The sequence below is a fragment of the Enterobacter sp. MALB-1 genome (assembly GCF_041021625.1).
Lineage (GTDB): Bacteria > Pseudomonadota > Gammaproteobacteria > Enterobacterales > Enterobacteriaceae > Enterobacter > Enterobacter oligotrophicus.
Window position 1 is genome coordinate 4145204 of record NZ_JBDPJL010000001.1, and the last position, 19054, is coordinate 4164257.

Sequence of the window (19054 nt, forward strand, 5' to 3'; positions counted from 1 at the left end):
TATGAAGCGTGACAGGACTTAGAACGGAATATCGTCGTCGAAGTCCATTGGCGGTTCGTTAGACGGAGCCGGCGCAGACTGCTGCTGCGGACGAGACTGCGCGCCGCCGCTGAACTGGTTGCCGCCCTGCGGCTGCTGAGGCTGACCCCAACCGCCCTGCTGCTGGCTCTGACCGCCACCTGCCGGTGCACCACCGCCCTGACGACCACCCAGCATCTGCATGGTGCCGCCTACGTTAACCACCACTTCCGTAGTGTACTTCTCAGCGCCGGACTGATCGGTCCATTTGCGGGTACGCAGCTGGCCTTCAATATACACCTGAGAACCTTTACGCAGATATTCACCCGCCACTTCAGCCAGTTTGCCAAACAGCACAACGCGGTGCCATTCGGTCTGCTCTTTCATTTCACCGGTCGCTTTATCACGCCAGGATTCGGAAGTAGCCAGCGTAATGTTGGCAACTGCGCCACCACTCGGCATGTAGCGTACTTCCGGGTCCTGGCCCAGATTACCGACGAGAATCACCTTGTTTACGCCTCTGCTGGCCATGTTCGTGTCTCCTGAATACGTTTCTTAATAAGTGTAACGCGCGAGTGTACCATTTCCATGCTGCATTTTGATAGCTGCGAGATGGATTCCAGAGTTCTTACGCGAACTCAACATTGTTACACAGCGAATCAGAAAATGCATTCCAATACTGTATATTCAAACAGGTCAAATTGTGTCATAATTAGCCGTTTCTGACAGCCGTTTGTCCTTCAAACAAACCAGGCAATCCGTGTTCCAACCGGGAAAGGTGAATGGATAAGATCGAAGTTCGGGGCGCGCGCACCCATAATCTCAAGAATATCAACCTCATAATCCCACGCGACAAACTCATTGTCGTGACCGGGCTTTCGGGGTCTGGCAAGTCCTCACTGGCTTTTGACACCTTGTATGCCGAAGGGCAGCGTCGTTACGTTGAATCACTCTCTGCGTACGCACGTCAGTTCCTGTCGCTGATGGAAAAACCGGATGTAGACCACATTGAAGGGTTATCTCCTGCTATCTCTATTGAGCAGAAATCCACCTCGCATAACCCGCGTTCAACGGTCGGTACAATTACCGAAATTCATGACTACCTGCGTCTGCTGTATGCACGCGTGGGTGAGCCGCGCTGCCCGGACCACGACGTCCCGCTGGCGGCCCAGACCGTGAGCCAGATGGTGGATAACGTGCTGTCGCAGCCGGAAGGCAAACGCCTGATGCTGCTTGCGCCGATCATCAAAGAGCGTAAAGGTGAACACACTAAAACGCTGGAAAACCTGGCAAGCCAGGGTTATATCCGCGCCCGTATCGACGGCGAAGTGTGTGATTTGTCAGATCCGCCAAAGCTGGAGCTGCAGAAGAAGCACACTATTGAAGTGGTGATTGACCGCTTCAAAGTGCGTGGAGATCTGGCAACGCGCCTGGCAGAATCGTTTGAAACGGCGCTGGAGCTTTCCGGCGGCACGGCCGTGGTCTCTGATATGGACGACCCGAAAGCGGAAGAGCTGCTCTTCTCCGCCAACTTTGCCTGCCCGATTTGCGGCTACAGCATGCGCGAGCTGGAACCGCGTCTGTTCTCGTTCAACAACCCGGCGGGCGCGTGCCCGACGTGTGACGGCCTGGGCGTACAGCAGTATTTCGACCCGGACCGCGTGATCCAGAACCCGGAGCTGTCGCTGGCGGGCGGGGCCATTCGCGGCTGGGATAAGCGTAATTTTTACTACTTCCAGATGCTGAAATCGCTGGCAGAGCACTATAAGTTCGACGTTGAAGCCCCGTGGGCCAGCCTGAGCGCAAACGTACACAAAGTGATCCTGTTCGGTTCCGGTAAAGAGAACATCGAGTTCAAATACATGAACGATCGCGGCGATACCTCCGTGCGTCGCCACCCGTTTGAAGGGGTGCTGCACAATATGGAGCGCCGCTATAAAGAGACCGAATCCAGCGCAGTGCGCGAAGAGCTGGCGAAGTTCATCAGCAACCGCTCCTGCGCCACCTGTGACGGCACGCGTCTGCGTCGCGAAGCGCGCCATGTGTTTGTCGAAAATACGGCGCTGCCGACCATCTCAGACATGAGCATCGGCCACGCGATGGACTTCTTCAACAACCTGAAGCTCTCCGGCCAGCGCGCGAAAATCGCCGAAAAAGTGCTGAAAGAGATCGGCGATCGTCTGAAGTTCCTGGTGAACGTTGGCCTGAACTACCTGACCCTTTCCCGCTCGGCTGAAACCCTTTCCGGTGGTGAAGCGCAGCGTATCCGTCTGGCGAGCCAGATCGGCGCGGGCTTAGTCGGCGTAATGTACGTGCTGGATGAGCCGTCCATCGGCCTGCACCAGCGCGATAACGAACGTCTGCTCGGCACGCTTGTCCATCTGCGTAACCTCGGCAACACGGTGATTGTGGTTGAGCACGACGAAGATGCGATCCGCGCTGCAGACCACGTGATCGATATTGGTCCGGGTGCAGGCGTACACGGCGGTCAGGTGGTTGCGGAAGGGACGCTGAAAGACATTATGGCGGTGCCGGAGTCGCTGACCGGCCAGTACATGAGCGGCAAGCGCAAGATTGAAGTACCGAAACAGCGCGTTGCGGCAAACCCGGAAAAAGTGCTGAAGCTGACCGGCGCGCGCGGCAACAACCTGAAAGACGTGACCCTGACGCTGCCTGTTGGCCTGTTCACCTGTATCACCGGCGTCTCCGGTTCCGGTAAATCGACGCTGATTAACGATACGCTGTTCCCGATTGCGCAGACGGCGCTGAACGGTGCGACGCTGGCCGAGCCTGCGCCTTACCGCGACATTCAGGGGCTGGAACATTTCGATAAGGTTATCGACATTGACCAGAGCCCAATTGGACGTACGCCGCGCTCCAACCCGGCGACCTATACCGGCGTCTTTACGCCCGTACGTGAACTGTTTGCCGGCGTTCCAGAATCACGCTCGCGCGGGTATACGCCAGGCCGCTTCAGCTTTAACGTGCGTGGTGGCCGCTGTGAAGCGTGCCAGGGCGACGGTGTGATTAAGGTTGAGATGCACTTCCTACCGGATATCTACGTACCGTGCGATCAGTGCAAAGGCAAGCGCTATAACCGCGAAACGCTGGAGATTAAGTACAAAGGCAAAACCATCCACGAAGTGCTGGATATGACCATCGAAGAGGCGCGTGAGTTCTTTGACGCCGTCCCTGCGCTGGCACGTAAGCTGCAGACGCTGATGGACGTGGGCCTGACCTACATTCGTCTGGGGCAGTCCGCCACGACGCTCTCCGGCGGTGAAGCGCAGCGCGTGAAGCTGGCGCGTGAGCTGTCTAAACGCGGCACCGGTCAGACGCTTTACATTCTGGATGAGCCGACCACCGGCCTCCACTTTGCCGATATCCAGCAACTGCTGGACGTGCTGCACCAGTTACGCGATCAGGGCAACACCATTGTGGTCATTGAGCACAACCTGGACGTGATTAAAACTGCAGACTGGATTGTCGATCTCGGTCCGGAAGGCGGCAGCGGCGGCGGTGAAATCCTCGTCTCCGGTACGCCAGAGACCGTTGCTGAGTGCGAAGCCTCGCACACCGCGCGCTTCCTTAAACCGTTGCTGTAATCATTCTGAAAACCACAGCCGCAGGGTTGTGGTTTTCAGACCCTGCTTTTCTCTTCAACCATCGTATTGGTAATCCAGCCGATTGCTTGCGCGGCTCTTTCACCACTCAAGGTCACAATAACATCCTGACATTCTCTATCCTGATCGATCTGTTTTTTCGCTTCCAGTAGCGTCGCCTTAGTCCCTACAACGCCAAAGCGGGTGAAAATGGCTTTACAGGTCGGCTCGTTGAGTAAATCTTGCAAAGTGGGATCGGTGATATTTCTGTTGCGGGCAATAAACTCGGTGATCATACTTTGATGGATAATATATTGCACAACCCCATTACTATCCAGCACAGGCAGTCGCGTAATATTTCTGTCTTTCATTTTCGCATCCAGCAAGTCATTGTACAGTTTTATTTCTGCATAATTGCCGTCTCTTTGCATAACCACAAATTTTTCATCCATGGGCCGCATTACTTCGCTTGCCAGAATTGCCTTTAATTTATCATCGCCAGCCAGAGCAGTTGCAATATCTTGCGCATGCTGTGTAACAGCATTTAAACTGTCCCGAGAAAAATAGAAGGCAATTACTGTACTGATCCATGCCGAAATAACAGGCAATAAAATCATAATCAGATCTTTAACAAGGGGAAAGATATTATCTAATGTAGCTTTATCACCAGTTGTTCGATACAAAACCATAATTGCGATAATAAGAAGAAAGGCAATAATGCCCATCCCTCCATAAAGAACAATTCCCCCTATCTTTTGCCGTGGTAAAGAAGAGTCGTTTTGCGCTGTCGACTCCGTGGGAATGGATACTTTGCTGTCCATGCTACCCCTCCTGACTGTTCAGGATTCGGATATAGCATCTGACTAACGAGGGATTTCTTGCCTTATCCCAGACACCATCACCGGAGGTGCTGTCCCGATCACCACGTCCGTTAGTGTTACCTTCAACGGTGACAATATTATCTTTAACAGATAATTGATCCTGAATAACAATCCCGATATGAGAAAAATCATAAACAACAAAATCACCCGCCTGAGCATTATGATTTTCTGAAAGTACGGTAAGCCCTGTCTGCGCCGCCCATTTTTCCCATCCAAATGCGCTGGCATCACGGCAACGCCATTTCTCTGCTAATGAGAATGTCGCAATATTTAAACGCTGCCGGACAGCCTCATCCTGTAGCCACTCCCGCATTATCCAGCAGGTAAATGCAGCACACCAGGGCCATGCTCCGGGTTGCAACCAGGTTGCGCCCTGATATTCAACAACTCTGGCACCTGTATTATTCACACTCCCTTCACGGGTTCCCACTTCATTCTTTGCGATCTGAATTAGTTTATCAATTATTTGGTCCATAATTACCTCCACTATGCAATAGAGATAATTATGTGAGGGTGAGAGTTATTGTCTTTCACCCATTTTCATTAAAAATGTCAGCGCTGAATACAACTTTTACAGGGACATTTTGCGTTTAACGTCTTCCGGCAACAATTCCATTGCCTGCTTATATGACGCGTCTACCAGATAATAAATTTGCGAACCCGGAATCGAACCGTCGAGATAAACGGTGCTCCAGTGCGCTTTATTGAGATGTTGGCTCGGCCTGACGTCACTATGTTGCTGACGTAACAATTCGGCCAATTCCGGGCTGGTTTTCAGCGATGCCGCCGGGCGGCCTTCAACCTCTTTCACCATGGCAAACAGCACATCGCCGACCTTAATCTGCGTGGCTTTCCAGTCGCTGTGGACGCTTTGCTCCGCGCCCGGTTTGCTCATGCAGTACTGCAGTATCTCCGAAATTGTCATCTTTATTCCCCTTGTAGCGTTGCGATAATTTTACGCGAACCACCGTGAATGCGATGTTCTCCCAGCCAGATCCCTTGCCACGTCCCCAGCTGTAGCCGCCCATTGTGTACCGGCAGCATTAACGATACGCCCAGCAAAGAGGATTTAATATGCGACGGCATATCATCCTCCCCTTCATAGTCATGCTCATAAGGCGCGTTATCCGGGACGGTCTTCAGAAAATGGTGCTCCATGTCAGACCGGACAGTGGGATCGCAATTTTCATTTAGCGTAAGAGAAGCTGACGTATGCTGAAGCAGCAGATGCAGTAAACCCGTATTGATGCGCGAAAGGTCGCGGATCTGCCCGATGACTTCGTCCGTCACCAGATGGAACCCGCGTGGTTTAGCGCTTAAGGTCAGGGTCTGTTGATACCACATGTGCTGCTCCGTTATGAAAGAAGGTTCTTTCTAAGTGTGCAGCAAGAAGACGAAAGGTAAAACCCGCGGCGGTGAGTTTTGATTAAAAAAGAATCAAAGCCGCCGCCGATAAATTAATATTCAGAGTTAACAATCACCTCTTCACCAAATTTCCCGGCCATCGGTAGGGGTCGATAAGTCGAGTTAGAGGCGCGCAACACCCTGATCCCTCTGGCACCGACATCGTGCGCCGCGGTGATGTCGTTATCCGAATCCCCGTAAAACACTTTGATGTGTTTCTGTTCCAGCCACTGGGTTTTGGTGTTTTGTCCCTCTTTATCCCCCGCAAATATGACCGGGTTCATACTGGAAGCCGGTATGAGGAAATCGTCCTGCAGAGTTTTAGACACCGTTTCAGTTTTGGTCTGACTGCGGCCCGTCACGAAGTAAATGCTGTCGCCGCGCTTAACGTGCATGGCAATGAGCGCGCGGGCAACCTCTTTCGGAATGCTGAACTCATCCCAGCCGTTATTCATCTTTTCCCAGAATGCGGGGTTCTTGAGATATTCTTCGCTGTCCGGCGACCAGGTTTTCTTGCCGCGCCAGAAGCCAGGGCTTGAGAACAACACGGTATCGTCAATGTCAAAGCCCACGGCCATTGGCGGGCGGCCCATCAGGCTGTTTTCGATTTGCGCCACGGAAACCCAGTGAATGGGAGCCTGTTCAGCAAGCATGGCGGCGGTGGTGCCGGTGTAAAGCGGCGTCGGTGCGGAAGCACGCGCCACAACTGCACTATTAAGCGAGAACAATAAGCAGGCGGCGCTGAGCGCCAGTGTGATCTTGCGCATATTTTCCCCTGAATATTCAGTTTGTTATCGTTTTATTTTGAGCGGATGGTCAAAAAACTCTCCGACCATAACCCCAGCGGGAGGGGAAGGAAAGGAGTTTTTGCTTATGAAACTGAATAAAAAGAAGAAGATCACAAAGCGCGGAAGAGGCGTGTAGGCCCGGTAAGCGAAGCGCCACCGGGCAATAATTGGCACCGAAGCAGGGTGGCGGCTGCGCCTTACCCGGCCTACATATAGCATGCAAGTAAGTGAATACTTACATCACAGCAGCAAATGCCTGTGCCACGCGCTGAACATTGCTGGCGTTCAGCCCCGCCACGCACATGCGCCCGCTGGCAATCAGGTAAACACCAAATTCTTCGCGCAGCCTGTCGACCTGAGCGGCGCTCAGTCCGGTATAGCTGAACATCCCACGCTGCTTAAGCAGATAGTCAAAGTTATGCCCTGGCACCGCCTCTTTCAGCACATTCACCAGTTCCTGGCGCATCGACAGAATGCGCTTACGCATCGCTTCCACTTCTGCAAGCCAGGTGGCTTTTAACCGTTCATCACCAAGAACCGTTGCCACCACCTGCGCACCAAATGCTGGCGGGCTGGAGTAGATGCGACGAACGGTCGCTTTCAGTTGACCCAGCACGCGGCCCGCCGCTTCAGCGTCTTCGCACACCACGGAGAGACCGCCGACTCGCTCACCATACAGGGAGAAGATTTTTGAGAAGGAGTTACTGACCAGCGCGGGCAACCCGGCGCTGGCAATGGCGCGAATGGCGTAAGTATCCTCTTCCATGCCCGCACCAAAGCCCTGATAGGCGATATCAAGGAACGGGATCAGGTTACGCGCCTTCAGCACCTCAATAACGGCATCCCACTGCGCATTGGTGAGATCCGCGCCGGTTGGGTTATGGCAGCACGGATGCAGCAGCACAATACTGCGCTCCGGCAGGGTGTTCAGTTTTTCCAGCAGCGCGTCAACGCGCACGCCGTTAGTTTCACTGTCGAACCACGGATACGTCGCCACTTTAAAGCCCGCACCTTCGAAGATGGCTACGTGGTTTTCCCACGTCGGGTCACTGACCCACACGCCGGAGTCCGGAAAGTATTTCTTCAGGAAATCCGCGCCAACTTTCAGCGCCCCCGAGCCGCCCAGCGTCTGGATGGTCGCCACACGTTTCTGCGCGAGCACCGCGTGATCGGCACCAAACAGCAGCGGCGCGATGGTATTGCGGTAGGTATTTAACCCTTCCATTGGCAGATAAAGCGAAGCACCGTGCGGAACAGCATTAAGACGCGCTTCGGCTTCAGCAACGGCCTGCAGTTGAGGAATAATACCGTCCTCGTTGTAATACAGACCAATGCTGAGGTTCACTTTGTCGCTGCGAGGATCTTCTTTGAAACGCTCCATTAAGGAGAGAATGGGGTCGCCAGCGTAGGCGTCAACTTTCTGAAACACGCGATGTTCTCCGGAATTCGATGAGGCAGGGATTTCAACAATAAACCGGATATGAGAGAAGATCGAGCGTTTAACAAACGTAGGCCGGGTAAGGCAAAGCCGCCACCCGGCACCGGTTGTAACTTAATCGATATATTTCATCGCCACCCGCGAGGTCAGGCGCGTGATAAGTTCGTAAGCACTCACTTTCGTGATTTCAGCAATGCGTTCAACGGGCAGACCTTTGCCCCACATCACCACCGCATCACCTGCTTTGTCCTGCGCGTCTGGCCCCAGGTCAACACAGATCATGTCCATCGCCACGCGGCCGACAGTCTTCACTTCGCGACCATTCACCAGCACCGGCGTGCCAGACGGTGCCGCGCGCGGATAGCCATCGCCGTACCCCATCGCGACCACGCCGAGACGCGTGTCGCGCTCGCTGGTCCAGGTGCCGCCGTAGCCCACCGGTTCACCCGCTTTGTGTTCACGCACGGCTATCAGATTAGAGACCAGCGACATCACCGGCTGGAAACCAAAATCTGGCCCCCAGGGTTTATTCTCCAGCGGCGACACGCCATAAAGAATAATGCCCGGACGCGCCCAGTCGAAGTGCGACTGCGGCCACAGCAGAATGCCGCCGGATGCCGCAATTGAGCGCATCCCCGGCTTGCCTTCGCAGAAGGTAGTAAAAATATCGAGCTGCTGTTCGGTCGCACCACATTCAGGTTCATCGGCACGCGCAAAGTGGCTGACGATATTCACCGGCTGGCGAACATTTTTGCACTGACACAAACGCTGATAAAACGCCTCAGCATGCTCCGGGCGCACGCCCAGACGGTGCATTCCCGTGTCGAGCTTCATCCACACGGTGACAGGTTCACTCAGATCAGCCGTTTCCAGCGCGGCAAGCTGTTCTTCGTTATGGACTGCCGTGTGCAGATGCTGGTCTGCAATCGTCGGCAAATCGGTCGCTTCAAAAAAGCCTTCCAGCAGCAGTATGGGTTGGGTAATACCGCCTGCACGCAGGCGGAGAGCTTCTTCGAGACGGGCAACACCAAAGGCGTCGGCATCGGGGAGCGTTCGCGCGGTCTCAAGAAGACCGTGTCCGTAAGCGTTCGCTTTCACGACTGCAACGAGCTTGCTGGCGGGTGCCAGTTCACGCAGGCGTTGCAGGTTGTGTCGCAGAGCGCGGCGGTTAATAACAACAGTTGCCGCTTGCATGTAAATTCCTTATTCGTCGTCGTACTGCGGTCCCGCATAGTTATCAAAGCGCGACCATTGGCCGTTAAAGGTCAGACGTACCGTACCGATTGGGCCGTTACGTTGCTTACCGATAATGATTTCGGCGATCCCTTTCAGGTCGCTGTTCTCGTGATAAACCTCATCACGGTAGATGAACATGATTAAGTCGGCATCCTGCTCAATGGAGCCGGATTCGCGCAGGTCGGAGTTGACCGGGCGTTTGTCGGCACGTTGTTCCAGGGAGCGGTTAAGCTGCGACAACGCCACCACCGGCACGTGCAGCTCTTTAGCTAACGCCTTGAGCGAGCGGGAAATCTCGGCGATCTCCAGCGTACGGTTGTCGGAGAGTGACGGCACGCGCATCAGCTGAAGGTAGTCGATCATGATAAGCCCGATACCGCCGTGTTCACGGGCGATACGGCGCGCGCGGGAACGCACTTCCGTTGGCGTCAGGCCGGAGGAGTCATCAATGTAGATATTACGTTTTTCCAGCAGAATGCCCATGGTGCCGGAGATCCGCGCCCAGTCCTCATCATCAAGCTGACCGGTACGAATGCGGGTCTGATCCACGCGTGAAAGCGACGCCAGAGAACGCATCATGATCTGTTCTGAGGGCATCTCAAGACTGAAGATGAGTACCGGTTTATCCTGCAACATCGCCGCATTTTCGACGAGGTTCATTGCAAACGTGGTTTTACCCATCGACGGACGCGCCGCGACGATAATCAAATCCGACGGCTGCAGACCGGCGGTTTTCTTATTCAAATCGTCATAGCCGGTATTCACGCCGGTGACGCCATCGTGCGGCTGCTGGAAAAGTTGTTCGATACGCGCGACGGTGGCATCAAGCACGTCGGCGATATTTTTCGGGCCTTCGTCTTTATTCGCACGACTTTCGGCGATTTTAAAGACACGGGACTCGGCGAGATCGAGCAGGTCTTCGCTGGTGCGGCCCTGCGGATCAAAACCGGCTTCGGCAATTTCGTTCGCCACCGAGATCATCTCGCGGACGACAGCACGTTCACGGACAATATCCGCATAAGCGCTGATGTTCGCTGCACTTGGCGTGTTTTTCGAGAGTTCTGCCAGATAGGCAAACCCGCCGACGCTGTCCAGTTGCCCCAGACGCTCCAGCGATTCCGCGAGCGTAATCAGGTCAATCGGGCTGCCCGACTCCTGCAGACGCGCCATTTCGGTAAAGATATGGCGGTGCGGGCGGGTATAAAAATCTTCCGCGACGACGCGCTCAGCGACGTCATCCCAGCGTTCATTATCCAGCATTAAACCGCCCAACACCGACTGTTCCGCTTCAATCGAGTGCGGCGGGACTTTTAACCCGGCGACCTGGAAATCACGCTCGCGAGGCTCAGTCTGTTTGTTGAAGGGTTTGTTTCCTGCCATAGTGAATGGAGTTACCGAGATAAAGAGTGGGTCGAAAGATTACCATATTTTTCTTACGGAGGGAGCATGGCAACGCGCATTGAATTCCAGAAACATGGCGGACCAGACGTGCTGAAAGCGGTGGAGTTTACCCCTGCCGCGCCTGGCGAGAACGAAATCCAGGTTGAAAACAAAGCCATCGGCATTAACTACATCGACACCTACATTCGCGGCGGTCTCTATCCGCCCCCGTCGCTGCCGAGTGGGTTGGGAACGGAGGCTGCAGGCGTGGTCATTAAGGTGGGTAGCGCCGTTAAGCATATTAAAGAAGGCGATCGCGTGGTATATGCGCAATCGGCGCTGGGAGCCTACAGTTCCGTTCATAACGTCCCGGCGGACAAAGCGGCAATTTTGCCCAATGCCATTTCGTTTGAACAAGCCGCCGCCTCATTCCTGAAAGGGTTGACGGTCTATTACCTGCTGCGCAAAACCTATGAAATTAAACCCGATGAGCAGTTCCTGTTTCATGCTGCTGCGGGTGGCGTGGGGCTGATCGCCTGCCAGTGGGCGAAAGCGTTGGGTGCAAAACTGATTGGCACCGTCGGCAGTGCGCAAAAAGCGCAGCGCGCGCTGGATGCGGGCGCATGGCAGGTGATTAACTATCGGGAAGAGAGCATCGTTGAGCGGCTGAAAGAGATCACTGGCGGCAAAAAAGTGCGCGTGGTGTATGACTCGGTGGGGAAAGATACCTGGGAAGCCTCGCTGGACTGCCTGCAACGTCGCGGGCTGATGGTGAGCTTCGGTAACGCGTCAGGCGCGGTGACCGGTGTGAATCTGGGTATTCTGAACCAGAAAGGTTCGCTGTATGTCACACGCCCTTCGCTGCAAGGTTACATCACTAACCGCGAGGAGCTGATCGAGGCCAGCAACGAGCTGTTTTCACTGATCGCCAGCGGTGTCATTAAAGTGGATGTTGCGGATGCGCAAAAATACGCGCTGACCGATGCACAACGTGCGCATGAGGTATTAGAGAGCCGGGCAACACAGGGCTCAAGCCTGTTAATTCCCTGAGTCCTGAAAAGAAATTGGGCTTCCCGTGGGAAGCCCTTTCTTTTTTTAGTTCGGCTGTATGTAGGGTACAGCTCGATGAATTCTTTAGCGGCAGCCATAGTGACAGATTCGATAAGTAAATCCTATTCCGTTCTAAGCAATGCTGCCGGAAAAGTTGCAGGTATGTGACGAACCCCTCAATACCTTAGTAACGGAAGCGGTTATTGCGCTGATAACTGGGGACTTTTGGCGTTTTTATCGCCCGTATCGCCCACACAGCGGCAATGGCCAGCAGCAGCCACGGCAACAGTTTGATCGTCAGAGCAAATAACCCACCGATAAACATCACTACCGTCGCCACAACGATCGCGGCCAAAATACCGAGCAGCGAAACGCCCGTGACCATCAGCATGACAAAAAAGCCAATCACAAAAAGTAGTTCCAGCATGGTGCTCTCCCACGAGTTCCCGAATGATACATCGATCATTACAAAAAGCATGCCAAAACTAAGCTATTGTTATAAAAGAAAAATGCCCCGCAAGATTTTGCAGGGCGTGGTGAATTTGACGATCTTTTAGCGAAATTTAACGTTTATCGGCGACCAGGCGCAGCGCGTGCTCCAGCACCTCGATATCCGCGCCAGCTTTATGCGCATTCTCGCTCAGGTAGCGACGCCACTGACGCGCTCCAGGAATACCCTGGAACAGGCCGAGCATATGGCGGGTGATATGTCCAAGATACGTGCCGTTGCTCAGCTCGCGCTCAATGTAGGGATACATAGCACGCACTACCGCAACCGGATCGGTGTCTGCACCTTCAACGCCGTAAATTTCACGATCGACCGTCGCCAGAATGCCAGGGTTCTGGTACGCCTCGCGCCCGACCATCACGCCATCCATGTGCACCAGATGGGTTTTGGCCTCGTCCAGCGACTTAATGCCGCCGTTAATCGACATTGTCAGGTGCGGGAAATCACGCTTCAGTTGATACACGCGCGGGTAATCCAGCGGCGGGATTTCACGGTTCTCTTTCGGGCTGAGGCCAGAAAGCCAGGCTTTACGCGCATGGATGATAAACATCTCGCACTCGCCCTTTCCGGCCACCGTGTTGATGAAATCGCACAGGAATTCGTAGCTGTCCTGGTCGTCAATACCGATACGGGTTTTGACCGTCACCGGAATGGAAACCACGTCACGCATGGCCTTGATACAGTCCGCCACCAGTTGGGCGTTCCCCATCAGACACGCGCCAAACATACCGTTTTGTACACGGTCGGAAGGACAGCCGACGTTCAGGTTGATCTCGTCGTAGCCGCGTTCTTCCGCCAGCTTCGCGCACTGCGCCAGCGCAGCCGGATCGCTGCCCCCCAGTTGCAGGGCAACCGGATGTTCTTCTTCGCTATAGGCCAGATAGTCGCCCTTACCGTGAATAATTGCACCCGTGGTCACCATTTCGGTGTACAGCAGCGTATGGCGGGAGAGCTGGCGCAGGAAGTAGCGGCAGTGTCTGTCTGTCCAGTCGAGCATCGGCGCAATGGAGAAACGGTGTGCGGGGAAAGTGGTCTGCAATTCTGACGACATGGCGAAGTTTTAAGCATCTGGTGGAAAAGGGGCGCTACTATAGCACAAAGAAAAGCCGGAGGCGCATCGCCTCCGGTGCATGTTAGAACGTCATACTCAGTTGCGCACCCGCGCCCCAGGTTTCGTCCTCACCGTACAGACCCATCAGGTCAACATGCACGGTGTTAAACGGCGCAAAACCGACACCGCCGGTAAAGACATTACTGTCGTTCCCTTTCATATCCGCACGGAAACCGGCACGGACGGCCAGCCAGCTCAGCGGTGTAACCTCGGCACCTACCCCTGCGTACTGCGAGGTATCTTCACTCTTAAAGCCTTTGGTTTCGGTCAGATCGCCATCGGCGGTAAGCGTCACCAGATCGTTATGCCAGGCGGCACCGGCCGTCACCAGCGGACGGATCTGGTACGTGTCTTTATAACTCACTACCTCACCCGTGCGACCGTTGCGGATGCGAACATCTTTGGTATCGATATCGCGAGACATCAGGTTTTGTCCGCTCACGCCTACCGTCCAGTTTTCACCGAAATCGGCAGCAATACCCGCATCAACGTTAAAGCCGGTGTCGTCCGTACGGTAGCGGCTGTCGTTCCACTTGTTACTGTCGTAATCGTAAATCGAGGTCGTGTAATTATAGACCCAGGTTTTTTGCAATTTTGGCGTGACGCCCACTGAAACCGGGACGCCACCGAGATCGAACTGACGGGCAACCGCAATACCGTAGTCGGAGACAATCGCCGCCCGGCCAGACGCCGTTGAGTTGAGGTTTTTGGTAATTTGATCGGTGCCGTTAACTGCGGCATCCAGCGCGACACCAGCCGCCACCGCATCGCTATTTTGAATGCCGCGCAGATAATCAATATCCTGCTGGTCGATAGAGGAGCTGACGCGTCCGTGGGCATAACCTTTTGCCATAAAAGCGACAGAAAGCACATCGTTAGGAATACTCACGGCAATGCCTGCACCTGCCGTGGCGCGTGCGGTTTTGCCTTTGAGATAATCCAGCTCATCAGCAAGATCTTTCGCCGCGCCCTGGAACTGGTTAATTGAACCTAACGGGTTAGTAATGATTTCAGCGGGCGTAAGGTTATCAATCACATCCTGATAGTGATTGATTTTATCGTTGATATTATCGATCTCGTCCTGAAGATTGTCTTTATCCGTGATCTGCGCGCCAACAGAAGGCAGAATTACCGTCACATCATCGTCAGGCTTCGCTTTAGCCAGCAAGGCCGGGTTGATTAACGCCCCGCTGCCATAGCTGCCTGCCGCCACGCCCGTCCCCCCCATTGCGTCACTGCGTGACTCTGTCCAGGTATTGGCTGCCCCCGCCTGATTTGCCATAAATAAGGAGACAGCGATGCTAACCACCGAAAATTTAAAATGTTTTTTCACAGTATGCTCGTCTTATAGTCTGTTATGAAATAACCCCTGTCTGTTATCACTCAAACAGGCGCGAACTATTGCTGTGAATAAGTACAAAAAGACCCGCTATTTCCTTAAGTTAAATTCCCTATATGGCCTGTTGTAATTTGTGACGGCCCTCAATATTTATAGAAGAGGAAATTATTTTCGCCCAGGTTTTCCATCGTGCGGGCCAAAAAACTGCGGGGGGTGGTCAACCCAGCGATCCTCACGCGTCGCGGCATATACCGGGTTCAGCGGGTAGTAAATGCGGTTGTGCTTTTTATTAGCCTCCCCGACAACCAGTAAACGCACCTCTTCATCGGTGTTATTGATAAAGGTGTGGCACACACCCGTCCCGGCGGGGAAACCCACGCTGTCGCCGGGTTCCAGCTTCCATAAATAGCCGTTAATCCAGGCCTCGGGATACCCTTCCAGCACGTAGACAAACTCCTCTTCGTCACTTTCTGCATGAGGATAAGAGGTGCGTCGCCCCGGTGGAAGGCGTTCATGATGAATGCCAATGCGACCCAGGCCCAGCTTGCGGGCCAGCGGAGCACCAATGGAAAAAAGCTCATCACTGTCGGGATAGGTTGAATCATCCGCGCCTTCCACATCGCGCCAGTGCCGAATACAGTCAGGTCTTTTCATGGTCTTATTTCCCGAATTGCAATGCGACAGGTATAGCACAGCCTGGCGGATCTCGGTGTTTTTAGCAGAACATGATAAAGTAAGGGTTTGCCGCCCTATTACATCCGAGGTGCTAAATGGATAAGTCCACAAACGAGCTGTTAGCGCAAGCTGAAAAGCTGTGTGCGCAACGCAATGTGCGCCTGACCCCGCAGCGCCTTGAAGTGTTGCGTCTGATGAGCCTTCAGCAAGGGGCGATTAGCGCCTACGATTTGCTCGACCTGCTGCGCGAAAGCGAACCGCAGGCCAAGCCGCCGACCGTTTACCGCGCGCTGGACTTCCTGCTGGAGCAGGGTTTTGTGCATAAGGTGGAATCCACCAACAGCTATGTCCTGTGCCATCTGTTCGATCAGCCAACCCATACTTCGGCCATGTTCATCTGCGATCGCTGTGGCGTGGTGAAGGAAGAAGGTGCGGAGGGCGTTGAAGATATTATGCACTCACTGGCCGCCAGAATGGGCTTTGCCCTGCGTCATAACGTGATTGAAGCGCACGGGTTGTGCTCTGCATGCGTGGAAGTGGAATCCTGCAGTCATCAGGACGCATGTCAGCACGATCACTCTATTATCGTGAAGAAAAAACCGCGCTAGCAGCAAAAGAAAAGGCGGCTTATGGCCGCCCTCAGGGAGTCGTTGCGGGTAGTTCGCCGGTTACCAGCGGTAGTCGTTACGGGTTTCCCAGTCTTTGACTTCGTTTTCCGCCTGATCTTTTTCGTAACCGTAGCGTTCCTGAATTTTCCCGACAAGCTGATCGCGCTTACCTTCGATAACGGTCATGTCGTCATCCGTCAGCTTACCCCACTGTTCTTTCGCTTTACCTTTGAATTGCTTCCAGTTGCCGCCGATTTCGTCTTTATTCATAATCGTGTCCTCGTGTTAAGCGTCTATGAGTATCGTCCGCTACGTTCTTTTCTGCTGGACGTGATTATTATTGTAGTTAAGGATTCGGCTGTTGTTTTTATATTCGGAATCTTTAACCGTTACGATATATCGTGGCGGGAGGGAAGCCAGGTGTTATTTTGCCAGTGGCGGTGCCAGATAACTGCCAGCGAAAGTCCCCGCAGTGAGAGAAAGACCGCGAGCGCCAGCCATAAACCATGATTGCCCAGATACGGAACCGTGAGCAGCGTCAGCCCAAAACCTGCCGCGGCAACCGCCATGCTGTTGCGCATCTCTGTTCCCCGCGTCGCACCAATAAACATGCCATCCAGCAAATAACACCAGACACCGACAACCGGTAAGATCACCTGCCAGATGATGTAGTGGCCCGCCAGTTCTCGCAGCGTCGGTAACGTGGTGAGTAAGGCAACAATATGCCCGCCAAAGCAGGCATACATCAGGGCAAATGCCAGTGCGACCATGCCCGCCTGACGGCAGGCCGCGCGCCAGACTTCGCGAAGTTGGCCGCTTTCACGAGCGCCATAGGCCTGCCCGGAGTGCGCCTCAACGGCATAGGCAAAACCATCCAGCGCGTAAGCGGTAAAGGTTAACAATGTCATCAGCACGGCATTCACCGCGACAATTTCTGGCCCAAGACGTGCGCCAAAAACGGTCAACGCACCAAAACAGAGTTGTAGCAGGAGCGAGCGAAGCATGATGTCGCGGTTGAGCGCCAGCAGCTTGCGAATGTTGCCACGCCACGCGGTTTTCAGCATGACGAGGGAGATACCACGCATGGCCAGCACGCGCCAGACCATCCACAGCCCGATGAGCAAGGTGCCGTATTCGGCTATCGCCGTCGCCAGCGCGGCTCCCCGCACGTTCATATGCAGACCCATCACCAGCCACAGGTCGAGTACGATGTTCAGAAGGTTTCCCACTACCAGCAGGATGACCGGCGCGCGGGCATACTGAACCCCCAGCAACCAGCCGAGCAAAACCAGGTTCGCCAGTGAAGCGGGCGCACTAAGCCAGCGAATTTCCAGGAAGCGCCGCGCCTGCTCAAGCACCGCCTCGCTGCCACCCACAATATGGAGCGCCAGATCAATCAGCGGGGTTCGCAACAAAACGATCAATGCGCCAGCGCCGAGCGCCAGAATGAGCGGCTGAACCAGTGCACGCGCCAGCCGTAACGGATCTTTCGCACCATACGCCTGTGCCGTCAGGCCCGTGGTACTCATACGCAAAAAGAGTAGAAGCATGAAGAGGAAGCTGGTCGCCGTCGCGCCAATCGCCACGCCGCCGAGGTATACCGGGGAGTCCAGATGCCCAATCACCGCCGTATCCACCAGCCCCAGCAGAGGAACGGTGATATTGGAAAAAATCATCGGCAGCGCAAGACGCCACAATGCTTTATCTGAAGCCGTCAGCAGTGACATGAAAAAATACCGGGACAGAAAAATGAATCAGGCTGCGGAGGTGCCGCAGCCTGTCAGGAAGAGATTACAGCCACTCACCGTTGCGGATAACGCCAACAGCAAGACCTTCAATGGAGAAACTCTGCTCGCGGAGATCCACCACAATCGGGGAAAACTCGTTGTTTTCCGGCAGCAACTGCACGGTATTACCCTGTTTTTTCAGGCGTTTAACCGTGACTTCGTCATCAATACGCGCAACCACAACCTGGCCGTTGCGCACATCCTGGGTTTTGTGAACCGCCAGCAGATCGCCATCAAGAATACCGATATCTTTCATCGACATCCCACTGACGCGCAGCAGGAAATCGGCGCTCGGCTTGAACATACCAGGATCAACCTGATAGTGGCCTTCGATATGCTGTTGTGCCAGCAAAGGTTCACCCGCAGCGACACGGCCCACCAGTGGGATGCCCGTCTCTTCTTCCACCAGCAGACGAATGCCGCGCGACGCGCCAGAGACAATCTCAATCACGCCTTTACGCGCCAGCGCTTTAAGGTGTTCTTCGGCAGCGTTTGGAGAACGGAAGCCCAGACGCTGCGCGATTTCCGCACGCGTGGGTGGCATACCCGTCTGGCCGATATGATCCCGAATGAGATCAAACACCTCTTGCTGCCTGGTCGTTAACGCTTTCATTCCGCCCCCTGGGTGTATATACAGTTATGCTGTGAGTATATACAGTCAAAGGCGATTTTGGAACCAAAAACTGCACAAAAAACCAGGGACTTAATTATTTCTCGAGGCTCATCGGAAATGTGACCAAAGCAGCGTGACCCAGGTAATAGCCGCCGTGATAATCGCCAGCAGCACAGCAGCAGACCCCATGTCTTTCGCACGGCCAGAAAGCTCATGGAAATCAGAACCAATACGGTCAACAACAGCCTCAATAGCGCTATTGAGAATTTCCACTATCATCACCAGAAGCACAGAGCCAATGAGAAGAACGCGGGTTATAGCATCAACATCAAGGAAACAGGCGATAACAACCGCGACGATAGCGGCGACCCCTTCCTGGCGAAAAGCGGCTTCATTGACCCACGCGGCACGGAAACCTTTCCATGAATAGCCGGCAGCTTTGATGATTCGGGTTAACCCGGTGGTATTATTGGCCATTAAAAGAACCTTTTATTGGAAATAGCGTCAGTAACTATAGCGACAGCACGTTTTGCTGCCGCCTGAAGTATGACGGGTAACAACAGAAATTTTGCGCGCTTTCTGTTATCCTTGCGCCGCAATTGCATTATTAACCAGA

Annotated in this window: 20 protein-coding genes; 3 read left to right on the forward strand and 17 right to left on the reverse strand. The window is 54.2% G+C overall.

The window, feature by feature from the left end; genetic code table 11:
• Positions 1-18 precede the first annotated feature (18 nt).
• Positions 19-549: a single-stranded DNA-binding protein SSB1 gene (ssb1, locus tag ABGB15_RS19915; RefSeq protein WP_023310055.1), complete on the reverse strand. Its 531-nt coding sequence runs from the start codon at positions 547-549 to the stop codon at positions 19-21.
• Between the two features lie 251 nt (positions 550-800).
• On the opposite strand from ssb1, the gene uvrA reads away from it, so the two are divergent.
• On the forward strand, positions 801-3623 hold the full coding sequence (gene uvrA, locus ABGB15_RS19920; RefSeq protein WP_152083054.1) for an excinuclease ABC subunit UvrA: 2823 nt from the start codon (positions 801-803) through the stop codon (positions 3621-3623).
• Between the two features lie 35 nt (positions 3624-3658).
• Here the strand turns inward: uvrA and ABGB15_RS19925 are convergent, their stop codons facing one another.
• The 8 genes from ABGB15_RS19925 to dnaB form a co-directional block, all read right to left on the reverse strand.
• On the reverse strand, positions 3659-4441 hold the full coding sequence (locus ABGB15_RS19925) for a hypothetical protein (protein WP_215723569.1): 783 nt from the start codon (positions 4439-4441) through the stop codon (positions 3659-3661).
• A gap of 1 nt (position 4442) precedes the next feature.
• On the reverse strand, positions 4443-4976 hold the full coding sequence (locus ABGB15_RS19930) for a hypothetical protein (RefSeq protein WP_152083052.1): 534 nt from the start codon (positions 4974-4976) through the stop codon (positions 4443-4445).
• A gap of 96 nt (positions 4977-5072) precedes the next feature.
• A complete protein-coding gene (locus ABGB15_RS19935) occupies positions 5073-5426 on the reverse strand; it encodes an MmcQ/YjbR family DNA-binding protein (RefSeq protein WP_152083051.1) in 354 nt (117 codons plus the stop codon).
• Positions 5427-5428: 2 nt separating this feature from the next.
• Complete coding sequence (locus ABGB15_RS19940) at positions 5429-5845, reverse strand: secondary thiamine-phosphate synthase enzyme YjbQ (protein ID WP_152083050.1); 417 nt, start codon at positions 5843-5845, stop codon at positions 5429-5431.
• A 113-nt stretch (positions 5846-5958) separates the two neighbouring features.
• Positions 5959-6672, reverse strand: coding sequence for an acid phosphatase AphA (gene aphA, locus ABGB15_RS19945; protein WP_152083049.1), 714 nt, complete (start codon positions 6670-6672; stop codon positions 5959-5961).
• A 256-nt stretch (positions 6673-6928) separates the two neighbouring features.
• Positions 6929-8122 carry an aromatic amino acid transaminase gene (gene tyrB / locus ABGB15_RS19950; protein ID WP_215723568.1) on the reverse strand — a complete coding sequence of 398 codons (1194 nt, stop codon included), beginning with the start codon at positions 8120-8122 and terminating at the stop codon, positions 6929-6931.
• A gap of 123 nt (positions 8123-8245) precedes the next feature.
• Positions 8246-9325 carry an alanine racemase gene (gene alr / locus ABGB15_RS19955; RefSeq protein ID WP_215723567.1) on the reverse strand — a complete coding sequence of 360 codons (1080 nt, stop codon included), beginning with the start codon at positions 9323-9325 and terminating at the stop codon, positions 8246-8248.
• A gap of 9 nt (positions 9326-9334) precedes the next feature.
• Positions 9335-10747 carry a replicative DNA helicase gene (gene dnaB, locus ABGB15_RS19960; protein ID WP_152083046.1) on the reverse strand — a complete coding sequence of 471 codons (1413 nt, stop codon included), beginning with the start codon at positions 10745-10747 and terminating at the stop codon, positions 9335-9337.
• Between the two features lie 66 nt (positions 10748-10813).
• On the opposite strand from dnaB, the gene ABGB15_RS19965 reads away from it, so the two are divergent.
• Entirely contained in the window at positions 10814-11797 is a 984-nt protein-coding gene (locus tag ABGB15_RS19965) for a quinone oxidoreductase (RefSeq protein WP_215723566.1), read from the forward strand.
• A gap of 184 nt (positions 11798-11981) precedes the next feature.
• Here the strand turns inward: ABGB15_RS19965 and pspG are convergent, their stop codons facing one another.
• The 4 genes from pspG to ABGB15_RS19985 form a co-directional block, all read right to left on the reverse strand.
• Complete coding sequence (pspG, locus tag ABGB15_RS19970) at positions 11982-12224, reverse strand: envelope stress response protein PspG (protein ID WP_215723565.1); 243 nt, start codon at positions 12222-12224, stop codon at positions 11982-11984.
• A 136-nt stretch (positions 12225-12360) separates the two neighbouring features.
• Entirely contained in the window at positions 12361-13356 is a 996-nt protein-coding gene (gene dusA, locus ABGB15_RS19975; RefSeq protein WP_215723564.1) for a tRNA dihydrouridine(20/20a) synthase DusA, read from the reverse strand.
• Between the two features lie 82 nt (positions 13357-13438).
• Positions 13439-14749, reverse strand: coding sequence for a conjugal transfer protein TraF (locus ABGB15_RS19980; protein ID WP_215723563.1), 1311 nt, complete (start codon positions 14747-14749; stop codon positions 13439-13441).
• A gap of 171 nt (positions 14750-14920) precedes the next feature.
• Positions 14921-15409: a cupin domain-containing protein gene (locus ABGB15_RS19985; RefSeq protein ID WP_152083041.1), complete on the reverse strand. Its 489-nt coding sequence runs from the start codon at positions 15407-15409 to the stop codon at positions 14921-14923.
• 116 nt (positions 15410-15525) lie between these two features.
• Here ABGB15_RS19985 and zur point away from each other — a divergent pair, with 116 nt between their 5' ends.
• Complete coding sequence (zur, locus tag ABGB15_RS19990) at positions 15526-16038, forward strand: zinc uptake transcriptional repressor Zur (RefSeq protein ID WP_152083040.1); 513 nt, start codon at positions 15526-15528, stop codon at positions 16036-16038.
• Between the two features lie 60 nt (positions 16039-16098).
• On the opposite strand, the gene ABGB15_RS19995 is transcribed toward zur, so the two are convergent.
• The 4 genes from ABGB15_RS19995 to ABGB15_RS20010 all read right to left on the reverse strand — a co-directional run bounded on the left by ABGB15_RS19995 (position 16099) and on the right by ABGB15_RS20010 (position 18915).
• Positions 16099-16308 carry a CsbD family protein gene (locus ABGB15_RS19995; protein WP_003860314.1) on the reverse strand — a complete coding sequence of 70 codons (210 nt, stop codon included), beginning with the start codon at positions 16306-16308 and terminating at the stop codon, positions 16099-16101.
• Between the two features lie 119 nt (positions 16309-16427).
• A complete protein-coding gene (gene dinF, locus ABGB15_RS20000; RefSeq protein ID WP_215723562.1) occupies positions 16428-17765 on the reverse strand; it encodes an MATE family efflux transporter DinF in 1338 nt (445 codons plus the stop codon).
• A gap of 64 nt (positions 17766-17829) precedes the next feature.
• Positions 17830-18438: a transcriptional repressor LexA gene (gene lexA, locus ABGB15_RS20005; RefSeq protein ID WP_006810486.1), complete on the reverse strand. Its 609-nt coding sequence runs from the start codon at positions 18436-18438 to the stop codon at positions 17830-17832.
• 108 nt (positions 18439-18546) lie between these two features.
• Positions 18547-18915: a diacylglycerol kinase gene (locus tag ABGB15_RS20010; protein WP_152083037.1), complete on the reverse strand. Its 369-nt coding sequence runs from the start codon at positions 18913-18915 to the stop codon at positions 18547-18549.
• Positions 18916-19054 lie beyond the last annotated feature (139 nt).